Raw genomic sequence first — 22,304 nt, 5'->3', positions numbered from 1 at the left:
TCTACACTCCCGGCCGCACCGCGCCGGGCGCGGCCGTGCTCAGCCCTCGTCCATGATCGAGTCGGGCTGGATGTCGATCTTCGCACCGGTCAGCTTGGCGGCCAGGCGCGCGTTCTGCCCCTCCTTGCCGATGGCCAGCGACAGCTGGTAATCGGGCACCAGCGCGCGCACCGCCTTGGTGGCTGCATCCAACACGAAACTCGAGGTGACCTTCGCCGGCGACAGCGCGTTCGCGACGAAACGTGCCAGCTCGCCGTCGTAGTCGACGATGTCGATCTTCTCGCCGTTCAGTTCCTCGGTCACCGCGCGCACCCGCCGGCCGAGCTCGCCGATGCAGGCGCCCTTGGCGTTGACCGACGGGTCGTTCGCCTTCACCGCGATCTTGGTGCGGTGCCCGGCCTCACGGGCCAGCGACACGATCTCGACCACGCCCGAGGCGATCTCGGGCACCTCGAGCGCGAACAGCTTGCGCACCAGCCCGGGGTGGGTGCGCGACACCGTGATCGCCGGGCCCTTGGCACCCTTGGCGACGCTGGTGACGTACACGCGCATGCGGGTGCCGTGGGCGTAGTCTTCGCCCGGCACCTGCTCTTCGGGCGGCAGGATCGCCTCGACGGTGCCCAGGTCGACGTGCACCATGCGCGGGTTCGGGCCCTGCTGCACGATGCCGGCGACGATGTCGCCCTCTTTGCCGCGGAACTCACCGAGCACCGCGTCGTCGGCGATGTCGCGCAGCCGCTGGCTGATCACCTGCTTCGCGGCGAACGCGGCGATGCGGCCGAAGTCCTCGGGGGTGCTCTCTTCTTCGCCGATGACCGCGCCGTCCTCGTCGTGCACGGGAACGAACACGCCGACGTGGCCGGTCTTGCGGTCCAGGTGCGCACGGGCACCCTCGGGCACGGCGCCGGTCGGGGAGGTGTGCTTGCCGTAGGCGGTCAGGATCGCCTGCTCGATGATGTGCACGAGCTCGTCGAAGGGGATCTCCTTCTCGCGCTCGACCGTCCGCAGCAGACCCAGATCGATGTCCATCGCGCCCTCCCTCTTCAGCTTTCACCGGCGCGAGGGTACGCGCCGACATCCCCACTACGTTACCGGATGCCGCAGGCGGTGAAGCTGTGTGCCCGCCGACGGCGCCTCAGTCGCGCGGGCAGTGCGAGCCGTCCTCGGGCCGGTGCGCGAACAGTCCCGCCGTCCAGTCGACGAGCTTGGGCAGCAGCGGCGAACCCGGCTGCAGGATGCGCTGGTGGGTCATGGTCGGATACGAGATGCCCTGTGCATCGTTGCCGGCCGCGCACAGCCGCCGCACGAGCGCGGTCTGCTGGCTGCGCGGGATGACCTCGTCGCGGTCGCCCCACGCGATGAGCAACGGGGAGTCCCACGTGCCGCGCACCCCGTTCTGCGCGAGCCGGTGACCGAGGGCGCCCGCGGTCAGGTCGCCGATGTACAGGGGCTGTCGCTCCGACACGCCCAGCGCCGCCACCACAGAGACGATCAGCCCCGGCTCGCTCGGACACCGCTGCGCAAGCTCGCGCACCACGGCCCGCGTGCCCGGCGACACGTAATCGGCGATCTGCACGTCGGGGTAGGTCTCGGAGTACGGCACCAGCACCCACGCGGTCAGCACGGTCAGCTGCACGCTCGCGTACCCGCTGGTCAGATCGCGTGCCAGCGACAGCGGCTCGGCGGCCGGCGCGAGCGCGACGGTGCCCAGCACGTGCAGGTCGGGCGTGTACCGTCGGGCGATCTGCGACGCCCACAGGGCCGCGTGCCCGCCCTGGGAGTGACCCCACACCACCACCTCGTCCGAGAGCCACACCCCGGGCAGACGCGCGGCGGCGCGCACCGCGTCGAGCGCCGACCGCGCCTCACCCTCGCCGATCAGGTACGGGAAGACCCCGGGGGCGCCCTGCCCGGCGTAGTCCGGGGCGACCACGACCCAGCCGTGCGCGAGCGCGTCGTTCAGCGCCGGGATCGCCCAGCGGGTGGCGGTGTCGTCCCGCAGGCTGGGGGCGCAGCCGCGGGCGACGCCGGTGGTGCCGTGGTTCCACAGCACCACGGGGCGCGGCTGCCAGGTATCGGTGTCGGGCACGATCACCAGGGCACTGGCGGGCACCTGCGCCCCGAACTCGTCGGTGGTCGTGTAGAGCATGCGCAGCACCCGCGCACCCGGCGGCAGCGTGCCGTGGTAGTCGTCGGACCGGATCACCTGACCGTGGCCGTCGGGCAGCCGCGCCGGCGGGTCGTAGAACGCGTCGACGACGGGCGCGCCGTCCTGCAGCCAGCCGTTGAGGAACCCGCCGGCGACGGTGACCGCGACCAGCAGCACGGCCAGCGCGTAGCGCCCCGCGTCGGCGGGCCAGCGGCGCCGGGGGCGCGGATGCCGCACCCGCCCGCCGCGGTCGGGCCGGCGTGCGAGCGTGACGATGCCGCGCACCAGCTGCACGAGCCCGAACACCAGGGTGCGCACGCCGAAGACCACCGCGACCACGAGCACGGTCACGTTCGGCCAGGTCAGCGACAGGATGCCGAAGGCCATCTGCGCTCCGCCCCAGGTGGCCGCCAGCACGCGCGAGCTGACCGGCAGCCGACGACCGGGCGACGCGGCGGCCTCGGCGAGCGAGGCGATCCCGCCCAGCAGCAGCAGCATCGCCAGCACCGTGGGCAGCAGGTTCAGGCTCGCGCCCAGGAACACGAGCACGACCAGGCCCGCCAGCATCCATGCCACCGACAGCACCCGCTGCCACCAGGGTTTGCGCTGCGGCGGGGTGACCAGCTCGAGCAGTCCCGACACGATCGCGCTCACCCCGACGTAGACGCCGAGCAGCAGCAGCGAGGTGAGCGGGCGGGCGACGATCAGCACGCCCAGCACGGCGACCGCGACGCCGACGGCGATGCGGGCGCGGGGCGGCGCCTGGGCGAGCAGCCGAGGGAGCACGCTCCACCGTCTCGACACCTGCTCCCCGGCCACCGGGCCATGATAGGTCAGGCGGCCCGCCGGTCAGCCCGGTGCGTCGGCCCAGGAGTCGATCGCGCCGATCACCCGGTACAGCTGCCCCACCCGGAACGGGTTGAACCGCATGACCAGGCGCTGCAGGTCGAGGCGGTCGTCGTCCTCGCGCTCGTCGCGCAACGGCGCGGTGCGTTCGATGGCGCCGGCCGTCAGCAGGTGCCCGAACCGGTCGTTGAGCTCAGCCAGCTGGGCGTCGCTGGGGCCGGTGCGCATGCGCAGCACCAGCCGGTCGCGCACCCACCGCAGCGAGTCGTAGTTGCGCCAGAACGCGATCACGTGGTCGACGGCCGCACCGACCGAGTCGGTCACCAGCACCCGGTCGAAGTCGTCGGCGTCGATGACGCCGGCCGGCACCAGGTGCTGGTCGACGAACCGGCGCAGCCCGCCCCAGAACGTGCCGCCGGGCTCGTCGAGCAGCACGATCGGCATCGGCTCGGCCTTGCCGGTCTGCTGCAGCGTGAGCAGCTCGAACATCTCGTCCAGGGTGCCGAAGCCGCCGGGCACGCAGATGAACCCGTGCGACTCCTTCATGAGCATGAGCTTGCGGGTGAAGAAGTACTTCATCGACACCAGATTGCCGCCGTCGGCGACGACGGCGTTGGGCTTTTCTTCGAACGGCAGCCGGATCGACACGCCGATCGACCGCCCGGGCCCGGCGCCCTCGGCGGCGGCCTGCATGATGCCGGGGCCGGCGCCGGTGACCACCATCCAGCCGCGGCCCGACAGCCGGTGCGCGGCCGCCCGTGCCTGCCGGTACAGCGGGTCGTCCGGCTGGGTGCGCGCCGACCCGAAGATGGTGACCTTGGGCACGTCCCGGTACGGCGCGAACAGTCCGAACGCGGCGCGCATCTCGTTGAGGGCGGCCGAGCTGATCTTCAGGTCGAGGCGGTCGGTGTCGTCCATGCCCAGGCCGATGCCGGTGGCCAGGATCCGGGCGATCAGGTCGGTGTGCTCGGTGATGCCCGCGGCATCCATCGCCTGCCGCAGCGCCTCGGTGACCTCGTGGGGCACCGTGTGGGAGTCAACCATGCGTCCACCTTCCCACCGATGTGTGCCGTCTTCGCTCTCGCACACCGGACACCGGGCGATGACCGTGCGATCCCCGGGTAGCGTATGGCGCGATGCGAGATCACTGTGCCCGTGCCGGACGGCCGTACCGCGCCGTCCCGGTGCTGCTGCTGACCCTGTGCCTGCTTGTGACCGGGTGCGGTGCCGTCTCGTTCCGGCCCGGACCCGCGGCCGACCGGGTGTGGGAGCACGACGACGACCTGGGCTCGGTCACCGTCTATCGGGTCGACCGGCGCGGCGACCTGCACCCGGCGGCGACCGGCGCCGCCTTGCGCATGTGGCAGATGTTCCGGCGTGTGCTCACCCCCGCCTACACGGCGCAGGTGATCAGCGGCTACCGGGTGGGCGATGCACCCACCAGCGACACGCTCGCCTACGTGACGGCGGACACAGACGACCCCGGCCGCTGGACGCTCGCCGCCAACGCCGCGATCGCCGACGACCGCGACCTGCTGCTGGAGACGTTCATCCACGAGTACGCGCACATCCGCAGCCTGCAGCCATCGCAGTACGACGACGCCGGCACCCGCTGCCGCACGGTCGATCTGAGCGACGGATGCCTGCGGCCCGGCGCCGCGCTCACGCAGTTCGACGAACAGTTCTGGTCGCACTACACGAACGCCCCCGGCCCCGAGAACGACGACGCCGACCGCGCCCGGCGGTTCTACCAACGCCATGAGGACGACTTCGTCAGCGACTACGCCGCCACCAACGTCGTCGAGGACTACGCCGAATCGTTCGCCGCGTTCGTGCTCGAAGACAAGCCCGAGGGCGACTCGGTGATCGCCCGCAAGCTGCGCTTCTTCTGGGACCGCCGCGACGACGTGTCGATCCGCGACCGGATCCGCCGCGAGTTCGGTCTGTGACATCCCCCCGGCGCCTGCCGCCGACCGCCCCGATCGGGCGCCGTGCCGGCGTCAGCGGGCGGACAGCCGTGCGACCGCCTCGGCGGCCGGCAGCGTCTCGCGCGCACCGGTACGGCGGTTCCACAGCTCGACCTCGCCGTCGGCGGCGCCTCGGCCGGCGACGAGCACGTGCGGCACGCCGATCAGCTCGGCGTCGCCGAACTTCACCCCCGGCGAGACCTTCGGCCGGTCGTCGTAGAGCACGTCGAGTCCGGCGTCCTCGAGCTGTGCCGACACCCGTTCGGCCAGCGCGAACGCGGTCTGGTCCTTGCCGGTGGCCACGACGTGCACGTCGAACGGCGCGACCGAGGCCGGCCAGATCAGACCCTTCTCGTCGTTGTTCTCTTCGGCGATGATCGCGAGGATGCGGGTCACACCGATGCCGTACGAACCCATGGTCACGGTGACGAGCTTGCCGTTCTCGTCGAGCACCTTCAGCCCGAGCGCCTCGGCGTACTTGCGGCCGAGCTGGAAGACGTGCCCGATCTCCATGCCGCGGGCCAGGGTCACCGGGCCGGAGCCGTCGGGCGCGGGGTCGCCCTCGCGCACCGTGGCGACCTCGACGTACCCGTCGGCGGTGAAGTCGCGCCCGGCCACGAGCGAGTGCACGTGCTTCTGGTCGATGTTCGCGCCGGTGATCCAGCGGGAACCGTCCACCACGCGCGGGTCGAGCAGGTAGCGGATGCCGGTCGTGGACTGCTCGCCGAGCACCGGGCCCGACTCGGACCACGGACCGATGTAGCCCTTGACCAGGCCCGGATGCTTCGCGAAGTCCTCCGGGGTGGCCGCTTCGACGGCGGCGGGGGCGAAGGCCACCTCGGCGCGCTTGTCGTCGACGTCGCGGTCGCCGGGGATGCCGACCACCACCAGTTCGCGCGTGCCGTCGAGGTGGGTGAGGGCGAGCACGACGTTCTTGAGGGTGTCGGCGGCGGTGTACTCGCCGTCCAGCACCGCGTTCGAGTGGGCGACAAGAGTCTCGATCGTGGGCGTGTCCGGCGAGTCGAAGATGACCGGTGCGGGCTGAGAGTCGACGGGGATCGGGTCGGGGGCGACCGTGGTGAACGCCTCGACGTTCGCGGCGTATCCGGCGTCCGAGCGCACGAAGGTGTCCTCCCCCACCGGGGTCGGGTGCAGGAACTCTTCGCTGCGCGATCCGCCCATGGCACCGGCATCCGCCTGCACGATGACGTAGTCGAGCCCCAGGCGCGTGAAGATGCGCTCGTAGGCGTCGCGCTGCGCCTGGTAGCTGGCGTCCAGGCCGGCCTCGTCGACGTCGAACGAGTACGCGTCCTTCATCGTGAACTCGCGGCCGCGCAGCAGGCCCGCGCGGGGGCGCGCCTCATCGCGGTACTTGTCCTGGATCTGATACAGCGACAGCGGAAGGTCCTTGTACGACGAATACAGGTCTTTGACCAGCAGCGTGAACGCCTCTTCGTGGGTGGGCGCGAGCAGATAGTCGGCACCCTTGCGGTCCTGCAGCCGGAACAGCAGCTCACCGTACTCGTCCCACCGGCCGGTGGCCTGATAGGGCTCGCGCGGCATGAGCGCGGGGAAGTGCACCTCCTGCGCACCCGCCGCATCCATCTCTTCGCGGATGATGCGCTCGATCTTCGCCTTCACCCGCAGCCCCAGCGGCAGCCAGGCGAACACGCCCGCGGCCTGCCGCCGGATGTACCCCGCGCGCACGAGCAGCTTGTGGCTTTGGACCTCCGCCTCGGCGGGGTCTTCCCTGAGCGTGCGGACGAAGAACTTCGACAGACGAGTGACCACGATCCCCCAGTCTACGGGCGACGGATGCCGCGGCCCGCGCGATGACGATGCGTACACTTGGCGCGTGCCCGGTCGTCGCCCTCACCTGATCTCCGCCGCCGCCGGCAACGCCCTGGCGGCGTCGCTGGCCGCCCTGCACGACGAGCTGGAGTTGCCCGGCCCCTTCCCCGACGAGGTGACCGCCGAGGCGGATGCCGCCGCCCGCGATGTGCCGGCGACGCCGTCGGCCGAGCTGGCCGATCTGCGCGAGATCGAGTTCCTCACCATCGACCCCGAGGGCTCACGCGACCTCGATCAGGCACTGCATCTGGAACGGACCGCGACCGGTGGCATCCTGCACTACGCCATCGCCGACGTGCCCGCGTTCGTGACGCCGGCGGGCGCGGTGGATGCCGCGGCCCGCGCCCGCGGCGAGACGCTGTACGCCGTCGACGGGACGATCCCGCTGCACCCGCGTGTGCTGAGCGAAGGCGCAGCGTCGCTGTTGCCGGGCGTGGACCGGCGCGCGTTCGTGTGGCGGTTCGAGCTGGACGAGCGGGCCGAGCCGACTCAGGTCACGCTGACCCGCGCCGTGGTGCGGTCGCGCCGGCAGTGGAGCTACCCCGAGGCGCAGCGGGCCGTCGACGACGGCAGCGCCCCGGCGGCGTTGGCGGCGCTGCCGTGGTTCGGCGCCGCGCGGGCCGAGCGCGAGCAGGAACGGGGCGGCGCGAGCCTGAACTCCCCCGAGATCGAGGTGGCCGCCACGCCCACCGGGTACGAGCTGCGACGACGCGCGACCCTGCCGATCGAGGACTGGAACGCGCAGGTGTCGCTGCTCACCGGCATGGCCGCGGCCCGCATCATGCTGGACGGCGGGGTCGGCATCCTGCGCACCATGCCGGCGGCCGATGCCGACGACGTCGCGACGTTCCGTGCGCAGACGGTGGCACTGGGCACGCCGTGGCCGAGCGGGATGGGGTACGGCGAGTATCTGCGGACGCTGCGCGGCGACGACCCGAAGACACTGGCGATCCGGGATGCCGCGACCCGGCTGTTCCGCGGCGCCGGTTATGCCGCGTTCGACGGCACGCCGCCCGCCGACCCGCTGCAATCGGCGATCGCCGCACCGTACGCGCACACCACGGCCCCGCTGCGACGGCTGGTCGACCGGTGGTGTCTGGTGGTGTGCGAGGCGCTGTCGAACGGGCGCGAGGTGCCGGGGTGGGCACGCGAGAGCCTGACCGAACTGCCGAAGATCATGGGGCGCAGCAACGGCCTGGCCTCCCGCTTGGATGCCGCGAGCATCGACCGCGTCGAGGCGGCGGTGCTGCACGGCCGCATCGGGCGCACGTTCCGCGGCGTGGCACTGGGCCGCCGCGGCGACGGCGTGCGGGTGCAGCTGGACGACCCGCTGGTGAGCGTCGTGGTGGACGGGCTCGAGGTTGAACCGGGGTCGACGGTGCAGGTGCGGCTGCAGCGCGCCGACATCGCCACCGGTGAGATCGTCATGGTCCCCGCATCCGAGGAGGCGCACTGATGGCCGGCATCCTGCTCACCGGTTTCGAGCCGTTCGCCACCGACCGGGTGAACCCGTCCGCCGAGGCGGTGCGCCTGGCCGCAGACCTGTGGCCGGGACCGGAGCCGCTGGTGACGGCGGTGTTGCCGGTGACCTTCGACGGCGCCGCGCGCCGGCTGCGCGAGCTCATCGCCGCGCACGACCCCGACGTCGTGATCGCCACCGGGCTCGCCGGCGGCCGGCCGGCGGTCAGCGTGGAGCGGGTCGCGGTGAACCTCGTGGACGCCGGCATCCCCGACAACGCGGGCGCGCAGCCGGTCGACGTGCCGTGCGTGCCGGGCGGCCCGCCGGCCTGGTTCGCAACGCTGCCGGTCAAGCGCATCGTGGCCGCGGTGTCGGGCAGCGGCATCCCGTGCGCACTGTCGCTGTCGGCCGGCAGCTACGTGTGCAACCACGTGTTCGCCCACGCGATGGATGCCGCCAGGCCGGGCGTGCGGGCGGGGTTCATCCATGTGCCGTGGGGCACCGGGCAGGCGCCGCGCGGCGAGCCCGAGCTGCCCGTCGCCGACATGGCACGTGCCCTGGTGATCGCCGCGCGCACCGCGCTCGACGAGGCGACGGATGCGGCGACTCCCGGCGGCGCGCTGCACTGAGCCGCGCCGGCCGAAGGGCTCACCGCGGCGTGGCGGTGGTGGTCATCACGAGCAGCTGTGGGTCGGGCAGGTCGAGTTCGACCGTGATCGCGGCGAACTCCGACAGGGCGTGCACGTGGGTGCCGCCGCACGGGATCGACGCGGTGCCCTCGGGCAGGTCGCACTCCCAGCGGCGCCGGTCGATGATGGTGGGGCCGTCGGTCACGACCCGGCTCGCCGACCCCGCCGCCACCCATGCGGCCAGCTGCGCGTTGATGCGCTGCTGCCGGTCGGCGAGCGTCGCGGCGAATCCCTCGGTGTCGAACCCCGCCTTGCGCAGGCTCTTGCCCAGCCGATACTCGTCGACCGCGCCGTCTTCATGGATGCGGCTGGTCTGGTTCGCGCGTCCCTCGAAGTCCGGATTGCCCAGGGCGTCGGGGCCGGGGTCCTTGCGCCACAGATCGGCGAGGGCCAGATCGAGGGCGAGGGATGCCAGGTGGCAGGCCGTGTGCCCGCGGCTCAGTCCGCCGCGGCGCACCGCATCCACCTCGGCGTGCACCACCGCTGCGGGCGCGAGCCACGCGGGCGCGGGCCTGTCGAGCCGGTGCCCGACCAGCCAGGTCCACCCCTCGGTACCCCGCTTGACGGGGATGTCCTCGCCGACGAAGAGGGAGCCCGAGGCATCCGTCGCCGCCATCACCGCCTCGACCACGCGCGCGTTCTCGCCGCCGGCGTGCAGCAGGCCGTCGTCGCCGGGCTGGTCGGGCCAGGTGTGGTCGACGGGGTGGAACGGCGTGGCGTCCAGCACCACCACGTCACCGGCCACCTGCACCACGGTGGCCTCACCGGTCACCGCACCCTCGGGGAATGTCACGATCGTCGCCGACATGGGCCTCCTTCTGCCTCAGCGAGACTACCAACCCGGCGGGGCGGTCAGGCGGTGACGACCTGGGCGGTGCCGATGCCGGCGTCGGGCCCCATCTCGGCGGCGATCCGGTTCGCCTCGGCGATGAGGGTCTGCACGATCTCGGCCTCGGGCACGGTCTTGACGACCTCGCCCTTCACGAAGATCTGCCCCTTGCCGTTGCCGGATGCCACCCCCAGGTCGGCCTCGCGGGCCTCGCCGGGGCCGTTCACGACGCATCCCATCACGGCGACCCGCAGCGGCACGGTGAGATCCTTCAAGCCCTCGGTCACCGAGTCGGCGAGGGTGTACACGTCGACCTGCGCGCGCCCGCACGACGGGCATGACACGATCTCGAGGGTGCGCTCGCGCAAACCCAGCGACTGCAGGATCTGCAGCCCGACCTTGACCTCTTCGACCGGCGGCGCCGACAGCGACACCCGGATCGTGTCGCCGATGCCCTCGCCCAACAGGATGCCGAAGGCCGTGGCCGATTTGATCGTGCCCTGAAAGGCGGGACCCGCCTCGGTCACGCCCAGGTGCAGCGGCCAGTCGCCGCGCTCGGCGAGCAGCCGGTACGCCTTCACCATCACCACCGGGTCGTGGTGCTTGACCGAGATCTTGAAGTCGTGGAAGTCGTGCTCCTCGAACAGCGACGCCTCCCACACCGCGCTCTCGACGAGCGCCTCAGGGGTGGCGGTGCCGTATCTGTGCAGCAGCCGCTTGTCGAGCGACCCGGCGTTGACTCCGATGCGCAGCGAGACGCCGGCATCCTTCGCCGCCTTCGCGATCTCGCCCACCTTGTCGTCGAACTGGCGGATGTTGCCGGGGTTCACACGGACCCCGCCGCAACCGGCGTCGATCGCGGCGAACACGTACCGCGGCTGGAAGTGGATGTCGGCGATCACCGGGATCTGGCTCTTGCGGGCGATGATCGGCAGCGCGTCGGCGTCGTCCTGACTGGGCACCGCGACCCGCACGATGTCGCAACCGGCCGCGGTCAGTTCGGCGATCTGCTGCAGCGTGGCGTTGATGTCGGTGGTGGGCGTGGTCGTCATCGACTGCACGCTGACCGGTGCGTCACCGCCGACCAGCACCTTGCCGACGCGGATCTGCCGACTGCGCCGGCGCGGGGCGAGCACGGGGCGGGGTTGCGGCATCCCGAGATTCACTGCTGGCACGCGCCCAGCCTACGCCGCGCCGCAGACGGCGGAGAGGGCGGGCCGGCCCGCCGCTGCGCAGCAACAGAGCCACAGCCGGCGGTCCGCGATCCCCCCGCGGCCGCCCGTCACGGCCGCCCGTCACAGCCCGGACGGCGCATCGGCGTCTCTGCTATCGTGACCGCATGATCGCGAACCGCACCTGGTGGCCCGCCCGCTGAGGCGGTGTGTTCGCGTTACCCAACGACAGACCGCCCGCGTGGCGGTCTTTCCTGTCGAGGCCGCCCGACGACCCGAAAGGCCGGCGATGACCCCGAGCCACGTCCACGCATCCCTCGACGCCCTGCGCACCGGTGACCGCCCGTTCGCGCTCCTGGCTCGGGACGCCGACACCGTCGAGGTGCTCTGCGGGCACGTCGTCGACGTCGACCTGCTCGCCGAGATCCCGTTGACGGATGCCACAGGCCGCGCCCGCGAGGTGCTCGCGCTCGTGCCGTTCCGCCAGGTGCGAGAGCGCGGTTTCGCGTGCCACGACGACGGCGCGCCGCTGCGCTGCCTGGTGGTGGACGAGCACCACACGCTGGGCCGCGACGAGGTGGTCGCCGCGCTGCCCGCGCAGACCGTGCCGCTGCGGGATGCGGGCTTCGACATTCCCGACGAGGAATACGCCCGGATCGTGCGGACGGTGATCGCCGACGAGATCGGCCGCGGCGAGGGCGCGAACTTCGTGATCCGCCGCGACTTCACCGCCGCCGTCGACGCCGATGCGGTCACCGCCGCCCTCACCTGGTTCCGCGCCCTGCTCGAGCACGAGCGCGGCGCGTACTGGACGTTCGTGGTCGTGACCCCGGGTCATGTGTGCGTGGGCGCCAGCCCGGAGGCGCACGTCATCGCCCGCGACGGCGTGGTGACGATGAACCCGATCTCGGGCACGTTCCGCCACCCCGCGGGCGGTGCCACCGTGGCGACCCTGAGCGAGTTCCTGCAGTCCACGAAAGAGACCGAGGAACTGTTCATGGTCGTCGACGAAGAGCTCAAGATGATGAGCGCCGTCTGCGCCGACGGGGGCCGGATCACCGGACCGCACCTGAAGGAGATGTCGCGGCTCACGCACACCGAGTACATGCTGCGGGGGCGCAGCACGACCGATCCCCGCGACATCCTGCGCGAGACGATGTTCGCACCCACCGTCACCGGCTCGCCGATGCAGAACGCGTGCACCGTGATCACCCGGCACGAGGCCACCCCCCGCGGCTACTACTCCGGCGTCGCCGCCCTGTTCACGCCCCGCGCCGCGCCGGCGAGCGGAGAGCCCACGCACGACCTCGACGCCCCGATCCTCATCCGCACCGCGTACCTGGTCGACGGGCGGCTGCGCGTGCCGGTCGGCGCCACCCTGGTGCGCCATTCCGACCCCGACGGCGAGGTGGGCGAGACCCACGGCAAGGCGGCCGGGGTCCTCGGGGCGATCGGGGCGGTGCCGCGGGCGGATGCCGCAGATCCCGACGAGCCGGCCACGCATCGCCTGCTGGCCGACGATCCGGGGGTGGCCGCTCTGCTCGCCTCGCGCAACGCGCGCCTGGCCCCGTTCTGGCTGAACCCGCAGGGACCGGCCGAGACGACACCGTTCACCGGCACCTCGGCGCTCGTGGTCGACGCCGAAGACCGCTTCACCACGATGCTCGCCCACCAGCTGCGCCACCTGGGCCTGAACGCCCGGATCGTGCCGTGGGACGCGGTGACCGACGGCGAGATCGACGCCGCCGAACTCGTCGTGGCCGGGCCCGGCCCGGGCGACCCGCGCGAGAAGACGAACCCGCGCATCGCGCGCATGCGCGAGGTGGTGCGGCGGCGCCGCGACGCGCACGCCCCGCTGCTGGCGGTGTGCCTGAGCCACCAGATCCTCGCCGATCAGGTGGGGCTCGCGCTGCAGCCGCTGGCGCAGCCGCACCAGGGGCTGCAGAAGACCGTCGACGTGTTCGGGACGCCTGCCTCGATCGGTTTCTACAACACGTTCACCGCCGTCGTCCCAGCGGGGACGGCGCGGGTGGCCGGGGTCGACGTGGCGGCGGATGCCACCGGTGCGGTCCACGCGCTGCGCGGGCCGCGATTCGCCTCGGTGCAGGGCCACCTCGAGTCGATCCTCTCGCGCGACGGCATGCAGACGCTCGAGCGCCTGGTCGCGCACGCGCTGGCCGACTGACATCCCGCCGCCTGACACCCCGCGTGGCCCCGCGGCGCCCCTCACAGGGTTCGGAGGATCGCGCCTTCTTCGGAGCCGAACCGGCGGTTCGCTCCGAACTTCGTGCGATCCTCCGAAGTCTGTGAAGAGGAATCAGCGGCGCGGTCACCGGTCAGAACAGCCGGATCGGGTTGAGTCAGAACAGCCGGATCGGGTTGATCAGGTCGGCGAGGATCAGCACCGCCCCCATCACGACCAGCAACACGACCACCACGAACGTGACCGGCACCAGTCGGGTGGCGTCCACCGGCTTCGGCGGCGGCCGGCGGAACAGCTTCGCCCAGGCCCGGTTGACGCCGTCCCACAGCGCGATGACCACGTGGCCGCCGTCCAACGGCAGCAACGGCACGAGGTTGAACACGAAGAGCGACACGTTCAGCGACCCGAGCATCATCAGCAGGAACGACACCCGATCGAGCACCGGTGCCGACGCCGACGCCGCCTCACCGGCGAGCACCCCGACACCCACCGGCGACAGCGGGCTGTTCGGGTCGCGCTCGGACCCGGTGACGGTGGAGTGCACGATGCCGTACAGCTTCTGCGGCAACTGCACGATGATCTGGGCGACCGCCCCGACGTTCTGGAACGCGGCGGCCGGCCCCGACCAGATCGGCTGGCGCACATAGTCGATCTGCGCGGTGATGCCGGCGAACCCGATCGTGCTGCCGTCGACCGTGCGCGCGGCCGGGGTGAGCATGAGCGTCTGCTCGCGGCCGCCGCGCTCGACCACGACCGGCACCGTCTCGCCCGCCGAGCGCTGGATCACCGCGGACGCGTCGGCGAAGGTCGCGGCCGGCACCCCGTCCACCGAGACGATCCTGTCGCCGGGCTCGAATCCGGCGGCCTCGGCGGGCGAGGCAGGGTCGGATGCCTCGCACTGGGTGGTCGTCGTCGACGCGGGCAGGCACGCACTGACCTGGGCGATCGTGGTGGTCGCCGTCTGCACGCCGATGCCGCTGAACACGAGGGTGAACAGCACGATCGCCAGCACCAGGTTCATCACCGGGCCGCCGAGCATCACGATGATGCGCTTGTAGACCGGCAGGCGATAGAACGTGCGCGCGTCGTCGTCGCCGTCGAGGGTCTCATCGTTGGCGTCGCGGGCATCCTGCACCATCGTGGCGAAGAACCCGCCGCCGGCCCGGCCGCCGCGGGCGGCCTCTTTCGGCGAGGGCGGGTACATGCCCGCCATCGAGATGTAGCCGCCCAGGGGGATCGCCTTGATGCCGTACTCGGTCTCTCCCTTGCGGCGCGAGAACAGCGTGCGACCGAAGCCGATCATGTACTGGCCGACGCGCACGCCGAACAGCTTCGCCGGCACGAGATGGCCGAGCTCGTGCAGGGCGATCGAGACGGCAAGGCCCACCACCATGAGGACGATGCCGATGACGAAGGCGAGGACGGTCACGGCCCACACGCTACCGGCACCGGCTTTGAACCAGCCGTACGGCGGGGCACGCCACAGGATGCCCGCGGGTACGCTGAGTGTCGTGGATGCAGGTGCGGATCGTCGGCTGCGCGCGGTGCGCGGGGTGACGGCATCGACGGTCACCACCCTGGTCGCCGCGACCGCGCACACCCTCGCCGGGTCCGGTGCTCCCGCCCCACTGCTGGTGGCCGGCGCGGCGCTGCTGGCCGCCCCGCCCGCGGTCGCGCTGGTCGGCCGACGTGCCTCGGTGCTCCGCACATCGGCGGCGGTGCTGGCCGCCCAGGCGGTGTTCCACGTGCTGTTCGCCCTGTTCGCCGACACGGATGCCGTCGCCTACACACCGGCGGCGGGCCTGTCACACCACGCGGCGATGCACGCCGCCCCCACGATGACGATCATGCATGCCTCTTCGGGCATGCACGACATGTCCCCGGGCTCGCCGATGCTGTTCGCGCACGTGCTGGCGGCACTGGTCACGGTGGCGCTGCTGCATCGCGGCGAACGGATGCTGCAGGCACTGGGCCGCGGCATCCGTCGCCTGCTGCCCCGCCTGGTGCTCACCGCGCCGCAGCCGGTGGTGCGACGCCGCATCCGCTCCGTGTTCGTGGTCGCGCACCGCCCGGCACCGCAGCTGGCGTCGGTGCTGTCGCGGCGCGGGCCCCCGCAGCCGGCGTTCTGACCCGCGCTCGCGGGCACGCATCCTCCCACATCCCTTCGCGGCGGCGACCGGTCCGCCGTGCGCGCCGTCGCGCGCCGCCGCATCCGTCGCGTCTGCGACCGAACGAAAGACACATCGATGACCCGTTTTCCCCGTTCCGCACGCCTGGCCACCGGCGTGCTCGCCGGCACCGCGCTGGCGATCGCGCTGCCTCTGGCGGCATCCGCCCATGTCGAAGTGGATCCTGCGAGCGCCCCGGCCGGAGCGACCACGCCGCTGAGCTTCGGGTTCCACCACGGCTGCGACGACTCGCCGACCACGTCGCTGACGATCACCATCCCCGAGGGGGTGGGCAACGCCACACCGGTGTACGAGGGCGGCTGGACGATCGACCGCACGCTCGGCGAGAACAAGGTGCCCACCTCGATCACCTTCACCGCCGACACGCCGATTCAGACCGGTGTGGCCGCGTCGGTGTCGGTGGACGTGCTGTTCGACACCGCCGCGTCGGGCAAGACGCTGGTGTTCCCCGTCGTGCAGAAGTGCGTGACCGGCTCGACCTCGTGGAGCCAGGTCGCCGAGGACGGCCAGAGCGCCGAGGACCTCGACCACCCCGCACCGGTCGTCACGGTCGGGCCGGCGGCCGCCACCGGCGCCTCGTCGCACGGCGACCACGCCACCGGCGCGGCCGATCCGGGCAGCGCGGCGTCGACCGGCGCCGCGGCGTCCGACCCGGTGGCGCGTTGGCTCGCCGGTGGCGGCCTGGTCGCCGGCGTCGCCGGGCTCGTGGTGGCACTCGTCGCGACGACCCGCCGCCGGGACCGCGCCCACGGCTGACCGGGCCGATGCCCGGCCGCGCCCCGAACCAGAACACGGGGCGGCCGGGCATCGGGTCGCCGGATGAGATGATTGACCCGTCATGTCAGCCGTTGATCCCGCACCCGCCAACCTTCCGCCGGTCCTGCGTCCCGCCCATCCCCCCGTCCGCTCGCTGGCCGACGGGGCCGCCCGCATCGGCGGGCAGCTGCGCGGGGGCGACGTCGAGCTGACCGGGGTGACGCTCGCGACGGCCGATCTGCGCCCGGGCGAGGCGTTCGTCGCGATCCGCGGCGCCAACCGGCACGGTGCCGAGTTCGCCGCCGCTGCCGCCGCCGCCGGCGCCGTCGCCGTGATCACCGACGCCGACGGGGCCCGCATCGCCGCCGACGCCGGACTGCCGATCGTCGTGGTGGACGACCCGCGCGCGGTGCTCGGTGACCTGTCGGCGTGGGCGTACGGGACGGGCGCCGACGACGACCTGCCGCTGCTGCTGGGAACGACCGGCACGAACGGCAAGACCAGCGTGTCGCACCTGCTCGAGGGCATCCTCGGTCAGCTCGGCGTCGTGACCGGGCTCTCGTCGACCGCCGAGCGGCACATCGCCGGCGAGGTGATCGTGTCGCGGCTGACCACACCCGAGGCATCCGAGTTCCATGCCCTGCTGGCGCTGATGCGCGAGCGCGGCGTGCAGGCGGTGGCCGTCGAGGTCAGCGCGCAGGCCCTCACCCGGCATCGCGTCGACGGCCTGGTGTTCGACGTGGCCGGGTTCACCAACCTCTCGCACGACCACCTCGACGACTACGCCGACATGCGCGAGTACTTCGAGGCGAAGGCGATGCTGTTCACCGCCGAGCGCGCCCGCCGTGCAGTGATCTGCCTGGACTCGCCCGCCGGGGCCGAGATCGCGGCCCGCTGCGAAGTGCCGTACACCACCATCACGACCCCCGCGATCGCCGCCGATCCCGACACGACGGCGTCGTGGACGGTCGAGATCGTCGATGAACGCCAGGACGGCACGACGTTCACGCTGCGCGGACCGGACGGCCGCGCACTGACCACGGTGGTGCCGACGATCGGGCGACACATGGCCGCGAACGCGGGCCTGGCGATCGTGATGATCCTCGAGGCCGGCTACCCGTGGTCGTCGCTGGTCGCCGCCCTGGACGGCGGGCGCATCGACGCCCACCTGCCCGGTCGCACCCAGCTGGTGTCGGGCCCGTCCGGCCCCGCGGTGTACGTCGACTTCGGACACTCCCCCGACGCATTCGAGAAGACGCTGGCCGCGGTGCGCCGGGTGACGCCCGGCACGGTGCTCATGCTCTTCGGCGCCGACGGCGACCGCGACGCCACCAAGCGGCACGACATGGGGCGCACCGCCGTCGAGGGCAGCGACATCCTCGTGATCACCGACCACCACCCCCGCTTCGAAGACCCTGACTCGATCCGGGCCACGCTCATCGAAGGCGCACGTCGGGCCCGGCCGGATGCGCAGATCCACGAGTTCTCGCCGCCCGAACGCGCGATCCGCGAGGCGGTGGCCATGGTCGGCGAGGGCGATGCGATCCTGTGGGCCGGGCCCGGCCACCAGGACTACCGCGACATCCGCGGCCGGCGCGCCCCGTACTCGGCGCGCGAGCTCGCCCGTCGAGCGCTGCGCGACGCCGGCTGGCCGGTGCCCGAACCCAGCTGGCCGGTGCCGTATCCGGCCGATTCCACCCCGGCATCCGACCCCGAGCGCCCCGCCTGACTCACCCGGCGGCGATCAGGCGGTCGGCCTCGGCTCTCGCCCAGCGCTCGGCCTCGGCGAGCGCCTCGCGCGTGAGCGCGCCGGGCGCCTCGTGGGATTCGACGACGGCGCGCACGGTGTCGACGATCCCCGGGAACGACAGGCGGCGAGCGTGGAAGGCGGCGACGGCCTGCTCGTTGGCGGCGTTGAACACGGCCGGATAGGTGCTCCCAGCCGCCCCCGCACGCTTGGCGAGGGCCACCGCCGGGAACGCGTCGTGATCGAGCGGCTCGAACGTCCAGCTCGACGCGGTCGTGAAATCCAGCGGTCGTGCCGCGCCCGCCACCCGCTGCGGCCAGTCCAGCCCGAGCGAGATCGGGAGCCGCATGTCGGGCGGGGACGCCTGCGCGATCGTCGACCCGTCGACGAACTCGACCATGGAGTGCACGATCGACTGGGGGTGCACGACGACATCGATGCGGTCGTACGGCACCTCGAACAGCAGGTGCGCCTCGATGACCTCGAGTCCCTTGTTCACGAGCGTCGCCGAATTGGTGGTCACCATCGGACCCATCTGCCATGTGGGATGGGCGAGCGCCTGCTGCGGGGTCACGTCGGCCAGCGCGGCCCGGTCGCGGCCGCGGAAGGGCCCGCCCGAGGCGGTCAGCACCAGCCGCCGCACCTCGTCGGCGGTGCCGGCGCGCAGCGCCTGGGCGATCGCGGAGTGCTCCGAGTCGACCGGCACGATCTGGCCGGGCGCCGCTGCGGCGGTGACGAGTTCGCCGCCCACGATGAGCGACTCCTTGTTCGCCAGCGCGAGGGTGCGCCCGCCCTCCAGCGCGGCGAGCGTCGGGCCGAGCCCCACCGAACCGGTGATGGCGTTCAGCACCACGTCGGCCTCGACATCGCGCACCAGCTGTTCTGCCTCGACCTCGCCGAGGGCGAGGTCGTCGACGGCGAACTCGTCGGCCTGCGCCGCCAGCGCGTCGCGGTCGCTGCCTGCGGCGAGCCCCGCGACCTCGAACCGGTCGGGATTGGCGCGGATGACCTCCAGCGCCTGCGTGCCGATCGATCCGGTGGAGCCGAGGACGATCACGCGCCGCATGCGGCCAGCCTATTCCCCGCCGGTGCCGATGCGGATGCGGTCACTGTGCGGCGGCGTGCTGCACGGCGAGGATGTCGATCACGAACACCAGGGTCTGGCCCTTGAGGTCCTTGTCGTTGACCTTGCCCTCGCCGTAGGCGACCGACGGCGGCAGCACGGCGACGATCTGCGACCCCACGGTCTCGCCTTCGACGGCCTTGCTGAAGCCCTCGACGACACCCTGCCCGACCTGGAACGGCAACGGCTGGGTTCCCCAGCTCTTGTCGAACTCCTTGCCGGTGGTCCATGAGTAGCCGTAGTACTGCACGAGCACCGCGTCGCCGGTGGCGACCTTGGCGCCGTCACCCTTCTTCAGGGTCTCTTTCTCGAACGCGGTGGGCGCGTCGCCCTTGGGCAGCGTGACCGACGGGGTGCCGTCGGCGGCGAGCTTCACGGTCGGAAAGCCCGGCTGGGCGGCGACGTCGGTGCCCCATGCCGCACCGGGGATCACCTTGAGCACGTCGACGACGTCGACGCTGGCGGGGTTCGACTCGTCGCCGGGGATCGTCGCGACCGCGCGGGTGCCGACCCCGGCGCAACCGAGCACCTGGCCGAGGATCGAGTCGGGCGAGATCTGCTGCGGCAGCAGGCTGCCCTCGCCCTGGCCGATCGAGCCGTTCTTGGCGCCGGTCTTGGCGTTGTACTCGGTGAGCGCGAACTGCACCAGGTCACCGGCCTTGAGCTTGGGGCCGGTGCCCTCGGTCACGATCGTGCTCTGCAGGTCTTTCACCTCCAGCGGCTTGCTGAAGCTGACCTTGGCCTCTTTGCCGACCTCGCCGGTGACCTTGACCGCATCGGAGGTCGCGCCCGAGGCGACCTTGGCGGTGCACAGGTTCGCCGCGGCGGTCGCGCTCGGCGACGTCGTCGGCGCGGACTGTGCGGTGCAGCCGACGAGGGCGAGGGCCGCGACGACGGCGGCGGACAGGGCGATGATGGGGCGGGTGCGCACGGGAATCCTCAAGAATCGGGGTCTGGCGGAAGCATCCATCCTCGCGCACTTTCTCATGACGTTGCTGAGAGCGACCGGCCATGCCCGTCGCGGCATGGATTCGGCAGTACCCTCGATGGGTGACCGAACCGGAGACGCCCGCCCCCGACGCCCCCACGCCGTCGTCACCGCCGTCGGTCGCGTTCGCCTATGCGCTCGGGCGCTTTCTGCTCACCCCCCTGGCCCGCGTGCTGTACCGCCCGAAGATCACCGGGCGCGAGAACGTGCCGCGCACCGGCCCCGTGATCTTCGCCAGCAACCACCTGTCGTTCATCGACTCGATCGCCATCCCGGTGGCATCCCCCCGCAACGTGCGCTTTCTGGCGAAGGCGACCTACTTCGAGGGCACCGGCGTCGGCACCTGGTTCAGCCGCACGTTCTTCACCGCGCTGGGAGCCACCCCGGTGCGCCGCGGCGCCGGGCAGGCGGCGCTCGACGCACTCGACCAGCAGAAGCAGCTGCTCGAAGCCGGCGAGGCCATCGCGCTGTACCCCGAGGGCACCCGGTCGCTGGACGGCCGATTGTACAAGGGGCGCACCGGCGTCGCGTTCCTGGCGCTGCAGACCGGCGCACCGGTCGTGCCGGTCGGCCTGGTCGGCACGAACGAGGCGATGCCGGTGGGGGCGAAGTTCCCGCGGTTGCGCCCGCGCGTCACGATCGCGTTCGGCGCACCGATCGACGTGTCGGCGCATGGGCCGGCCACCTCGGGTCGCGCACGGCGGCTGGCCACCGACCAGATCATGGCGGCCATCCACGAGCTGAGCGGACAGGAGCTCGCGCACGCGTACAACGAGGTGCCCGCGCACACCCCGATCGAACGGATCAAGCAGGTCCTTCCGCACGAGCGCCGCTGACCTCGATCACCGGCTGGATGCGCACCGGGAAGTTCACCGAGTTCGCGATGAAGCACCACTCGTGCGCCTGGTGGTGCGCCGCCGTGGCCGATTCGACCATGGATGCCTCGGCGACGACCACGTGCGGACGCAGCACCACCTCGGTGAACGCTCCCCCGCCGGCACCGTCCTCGGTCATCACTCCGGACGCGTCGTCGGTGTAGCCGACGACCACGACACCGGCGGCCACACACGCGTGCAGGTACGACAGCAGGTGGCATTCGCTGAGGGCCGCCAGCAGCAGGTCTTCGGGGTTCCACCGGGTCGGGTCGCCGCGGAACGGTTTGTCGGACGACGCGAGCAGGTCGGGCTTTCCCGCCGCCGACAGCGTCACCAGCCGGTCGTAGTCGCGGTAGCCGCTGGTGCCGGTGCCGCGGTCGCCGGTCCACACGGCCCGCAGCCGGTAATGGTGTTCGCCGATCATGCGCCCAGTCTGGCAGGCACGCCGCGGCGCTAGGCTGGGAGCGTGCCGCAGACCTTCGCCGCCACCGCCGCCGTCGAGCTCGCCGTCGTCGAACGCAGCGGCTTCGTGGAGTCCCGTCACGTCGGCACCGCGATCGTGCTCGGCCCGGACGGCGAGCCGTTGCGCGAGTACGGCGACACGGCAGCACCCGTCCTGCCCCGCTCGACGCTCAAACCGATCCAGGCGCTGGCCTGCCTGGCCGCCGGCGCACCCCTCGACGGCGAGCGCCTGGCCATGGCCACCGCGAGTCACTCGGGCACCGACCGGCACGTCGCCGTGGTCCGTGACATCCTCGCCGCCGCAGGTCTGGGCGAAGACGACCTGGGCTGCCCGCCGGCGTGGCCGGGCGATGCCGCCACCCGCGACGAGATGGTGCGGGACGGCTCGGAGCCGGCCCGCATCCGCATGAACTGCTCCGGCAAGCACGCGGCCATGCTGCTGACCTGCCGCACCGCCGGCTGGGATGTGGCCGGTTACCTCGACCCCGCCCATCCGCTGCAGGTGCAGATTCGGGAGCTGGTGGAACGGATGACCGGTGAGAAGACCGCCGCCACCGCGATCGACGGATGCGGTGCCCCGGTGTATGCGGTCAGCCTCGCCGGTCTCGCCAAAGCCGTGCACCGCATCGGCACCTCGTCGCCGAGCTCGCCGTTCGCACTGCACCGCAACGCGGGCGCCCTGGTGCGCGCCGTGCGGGAGCACCCGTGGACGATCGCCGGACCCGGGCGGGGCGACACCGTGCTCACCGAGCGGCTGGGCGTGTTCTCGAAGATGGGCGCCGAAGGCGTGCAGGTGATGGTCGCGCCCGACGGCACCACGGTGGCGCTCAAGATGCTCGACGGTGCGAACCGTGCGGGAGCGGTGGTCGCGCTGCGACTGCTGGAACTGGCCGGCGCGCTCGCGCCGGCCGACGTCGCCGCCGCCGCATCGCAGCTTCCGCTGGTCGTCACCGGCGGCGGAGTGGACGTCGGCGCCATCCGGCCGGCGTTCTAGAGGCG

Annotated in this window: 19 protein-coding genes; 9 read left to right on the top strand and 10 right to left on the bottom strand. The window is 72.3% G+C overall.

Annotated features, from left to right (window positions below):
- Nucleotides 1-39: 39 nt before the first annotated feature.
- From nusA to H577_RS0108945, 3 genes are all read right to left on the bottom strand, one after another.
- A complete protein-coding gene (gene nusA / locus H577_RS0108955; RefSeq protein WP_029145675.1) occupies nucleotides 40-1,029 on the bottom strand; it encodes a transcription termination factor NusA in 990 nt (329 codons plus the stop codon).
- A gap of 106 nt (nucleotides 1,030-1,135) precedes the next feature.
- Nucleotides 1,136-2,968: a lipase family protein gene (locus tag H577_RS15800; protein WP_051191900.1), complete on the bottom strand. Its 1,833-nt coding sequence runs from the start codon at nucleotides 2,966-2,968 to the stop codon at nucleotides 1,136-1,138.
- Between the two features lie 30 nt (nucleotides 2,969-2,998).
- Nucleotides 2,999-4,039, bottom strand: coding sequence for an LOG family protein (locus H577_RS0108945; RefSeq protein ID WP_029145674.1), 1,041 nt, complete (start codon nucleotides 4,037-4,039; stop codon nucleotides 2,999-3,001).
- A gap of 92 nt (nucleotides 4,040-4,131) precedes the next feature.
- Between H577_RS0108945 and H577_RS15795 the strand changes: the two genes are divergently transcribed.
- Entirely contained in the window at nucleotides 4,132-4,944 is an 813-nt protein-coding gene (locus H577_RS15795) for a hypothetical protein (RefSeq protein WP_051191899.1), read from the top strand.
- Nucleotides 4,945-4,995: 51 nt separating this feature from the next.
- Here H577_RS15795 and H577_RS0108935 read toward each other — a convergent pair whose 3' ends face one another.
- Nucleotides 4,996-6,753 carry a proline--tRNA ligase gene (locus tag H577_RS0108935; protein ID WP_029145673.1) on the bottom strand — a complete coding sequence of 586 codons (1,758 nt, stop codon included), beginning with the start codon at nucleotides 6,751-6,753 and terminating at the stop codon, nucleotides 4,996-4,998.
- A 64-nt stretch (nucleotides 6,754-6,817) separates the two neighbouring features.
- Here H577_RS0108935 and H577_RS15790 point away from each other — a divergent pair, with 64 nt between their 5' ends.
- Nucleotides 6,818-8,269, top strand: coding sequence for an RNB domain-containing ribonuclease (locus H577_RS15790; protein ID WP_036284366.1), 1,452 nt, complete (start codon nucleotides 6,818-6,820; stop codon nucleotides 8,267-8,269).
- Complete coding sequence (gene pcp / locus H577_RS0108925) at nucleotides 8,269-8,901, top strand: pyroglutamyl-peptidase I (protein WP_029145672.1); 633 nt, start codon at nucleotides 8,269-8,271, stop codon at nucleotides 8,899-8,901. The genes H577_RS15790 and pcp overlap by 1 nt, the downstream gene beginning before the upstream one ends.
- Before the next feature lie 19 nt (nucleotides 8,902-8,920).
- On the opposite strand, the gene H577_RS0108920 is transcribed toward pcp, so the two are convergent.
- Together H577_RS0108920 and ispG are read right to left on the bottom strand one after the other, a co-directional pair.
- Entirely contained in the window at nucleotides 8,921-9,769 is an 849-nt protein-coding gene (locus tag H577_RS0108920; protein WP_029145671.1) for an alanyl-tRNA editing protein, read from the bottom strand.
- 44 nt (nucleotides 9,770-9,813) lie between these two features.
- Entirely contained in the window at nucleotides 9,814-10,944 is a 1,131-nt protein-coding gene (gene ispG / locus H577_RS0108915) for a flavodoxin-dependent (E)-4-hydroxy-3-methylbut-2-enyl-diphosphate synthase (RefSeq protein ID WP_029145670.1), read from the bottom strand.
- Nucleotides 10,945-11,251: 307 nt separating this feature from the next.
- Between ispG and H577_RS0108910 the strand changes: the two genes are divergently transcribed.
- Nucleotides 11,252-13,147 (top strand): anthranilate synthase family protein, encoded by a 1,896-nt coding sequence (locus H577_RS0108910; RefSeq protein WP_029145669.1) that lies wholly within the window; start codon nucleotides 11,252-11,254, stop codon nucleotides 13,145-13,147.
- Nucleotides 13,148-13,322: 175 nt separating this feature from the next.
- Here H577_RS0108910 and H577_RS0108905 read toward each other — a convergent pair whose 3' ends face one another.
- Nucleotides 13,323-14,594 (bottom strand): M50 family metallopeptidase, encoded by a 1,272-nt coding sequence (locus tag H577_RS0108905; RefSeq protein ID WP_029145668.1) that lies wholly within the window; start codon nucleotides 14,592-14,594, stop codon nucleotides 13,323-13,325.
- A gap of 82 nt (nucleotides 14,595-14,676) precedes the next feature.
- On the opposite strand from H577_RS0108905, the gene H577_RS0108900 reads away from it, so the two are divergent.
- The 3 genes from H577_RS0108900 (at nucleotide 14,677) to H577_RS0108890 (ending at nucleotide 17,839) form a co-directional block, all read left to right on the top strand.
- Nucleotides 14,677-15,294, top strand: coding sequence for a hypothetical protein (locus H577_RS0108900; protein WP_245570371.1), 618 nt, complete (start codon nucleotides 14,677-14,679; stop codon nucleotides 15,292-15,294).
- Between the two features lie 117 nt (nucleotides 15,295-15,411).
- Nucleotides 15,412-16,110: a DUF1775 domain-containing protein gene (locus tag H577_RS0108895; RefSeq protein ID WP_029145666.1), complete on the top strand. Its 699-nt coding sequence runs from the start codon at nucleotides 15,412-15,414 to the stop codon at nucleotides 16,108-16,110.
- A gap of 82 nt (nucleotides 16,111-16,192) precedes the next feature.
- Nucleotides 16,193-17,839: a Mur ligase family protein gene (locus tag H577_RS0108890; protein WP_029145665.1), complete on the top strand. Its 1,647-nt coding sequence runs from the start codon at nucleotides 16,193-16,195 to the stop codon at nucleotides 17,837-17,839.
- A gap of 1 nt (nucleotide 17,840) precedes the next feature.
- On the opposite strand, the gene dxr is transcribed toward H577_RS0108890, so the two are convergent.
- The gene (dxr, locus tag H577_RS0108885) at nucleotides 17,841-18,923 is read right to left on the bottom strand and encodes a 1-deoxy-D-xylulose-5-phosphate reductoisomerase (RefSeq protein WP_029145664.1); all 1,083 of its coding nucleotides are present in this window, start codon (nucleotides 18,921-18,923) and stop codon (nucleotides 17,841-17,843) included.
- Between the two features lie 40 nt (nucleotides 18,924-18,963).
- Nucleotides 18,964-19,911: an FKBP-type peptidyl-prolyl cis-trans isomerase gene (locus H577_RS0108880; RefSeq protein WP_029145663.1), complete on the bottom strand. Its 948-nt coding sequence runs from the start codon at nucleotides 19,909-19,911 to the stop codon at nucleotides 18,964-18,966.
- Between the two features lie 80 nt (nucleotides 19,912-19,991).
- Here H577_RS0108880 and H577_RS0108875 point away from each other — a divergent pair, with 80 nt between their 5' ends.
- Entirely contained in the window at nucleotides 19,992-20,804 is an 813-nt protein-coding gene (locus H577_RS0108875) for a lysophospholipid acyltransferase family protein (protein ID WP_051191897.1), read from the top strand.
- Here the strand turns inward: H577_RS0108875 and H577_RS0108870 are convergent.
- Complete coding sequence (locus H577_RS0108870; RefSeq protein ID WP_029145661.1) at nucleotides 20,773-21,267, bottom strand: OsmC family protein; 495 nt, start codon at nucleotides 21,265-21,267, stop codon at nucleotides 20,773-20,775. The two genes, H577_RS0108875 and H577_RS0108870, sit on opposite strands and share 32 nt — an antisense overlap.
- Nucleotides 21,268-21,309: 42 nt before the next feature.
- On the opposite strand from H577_RS0108870, the gene H577_RS0108865 reads away from it, so the two are divergent.
- Nucleotides 21,310-22,299, top strand: a complete 990-nt coding sequence (locus H577_RS0108865) for an asparaginase (protein WP_029145660.1) — start codon at nucleotides 21,310-21,312, stop codon at nucleotides 22,297-22,299.
- Nucleotides 22,300-22,304 lie beyond the last annotated feature (5 nt).

It is taken from the genome of Microbacterium luticocti DSM 19459, assembly GCF_000422405.1.
Taxonomy (GTDB): domain Bacteria; phylum Actinomycetota; class Actinomycetes; order Actinomycetales; family Microbacteriaceae; genus Microbacterium; species Microbacterium luticocti.
Note: the sequence above shows the minus strand (reverse complement) of the source record. Positions and strands in the feature narration are given on the sequence as shown.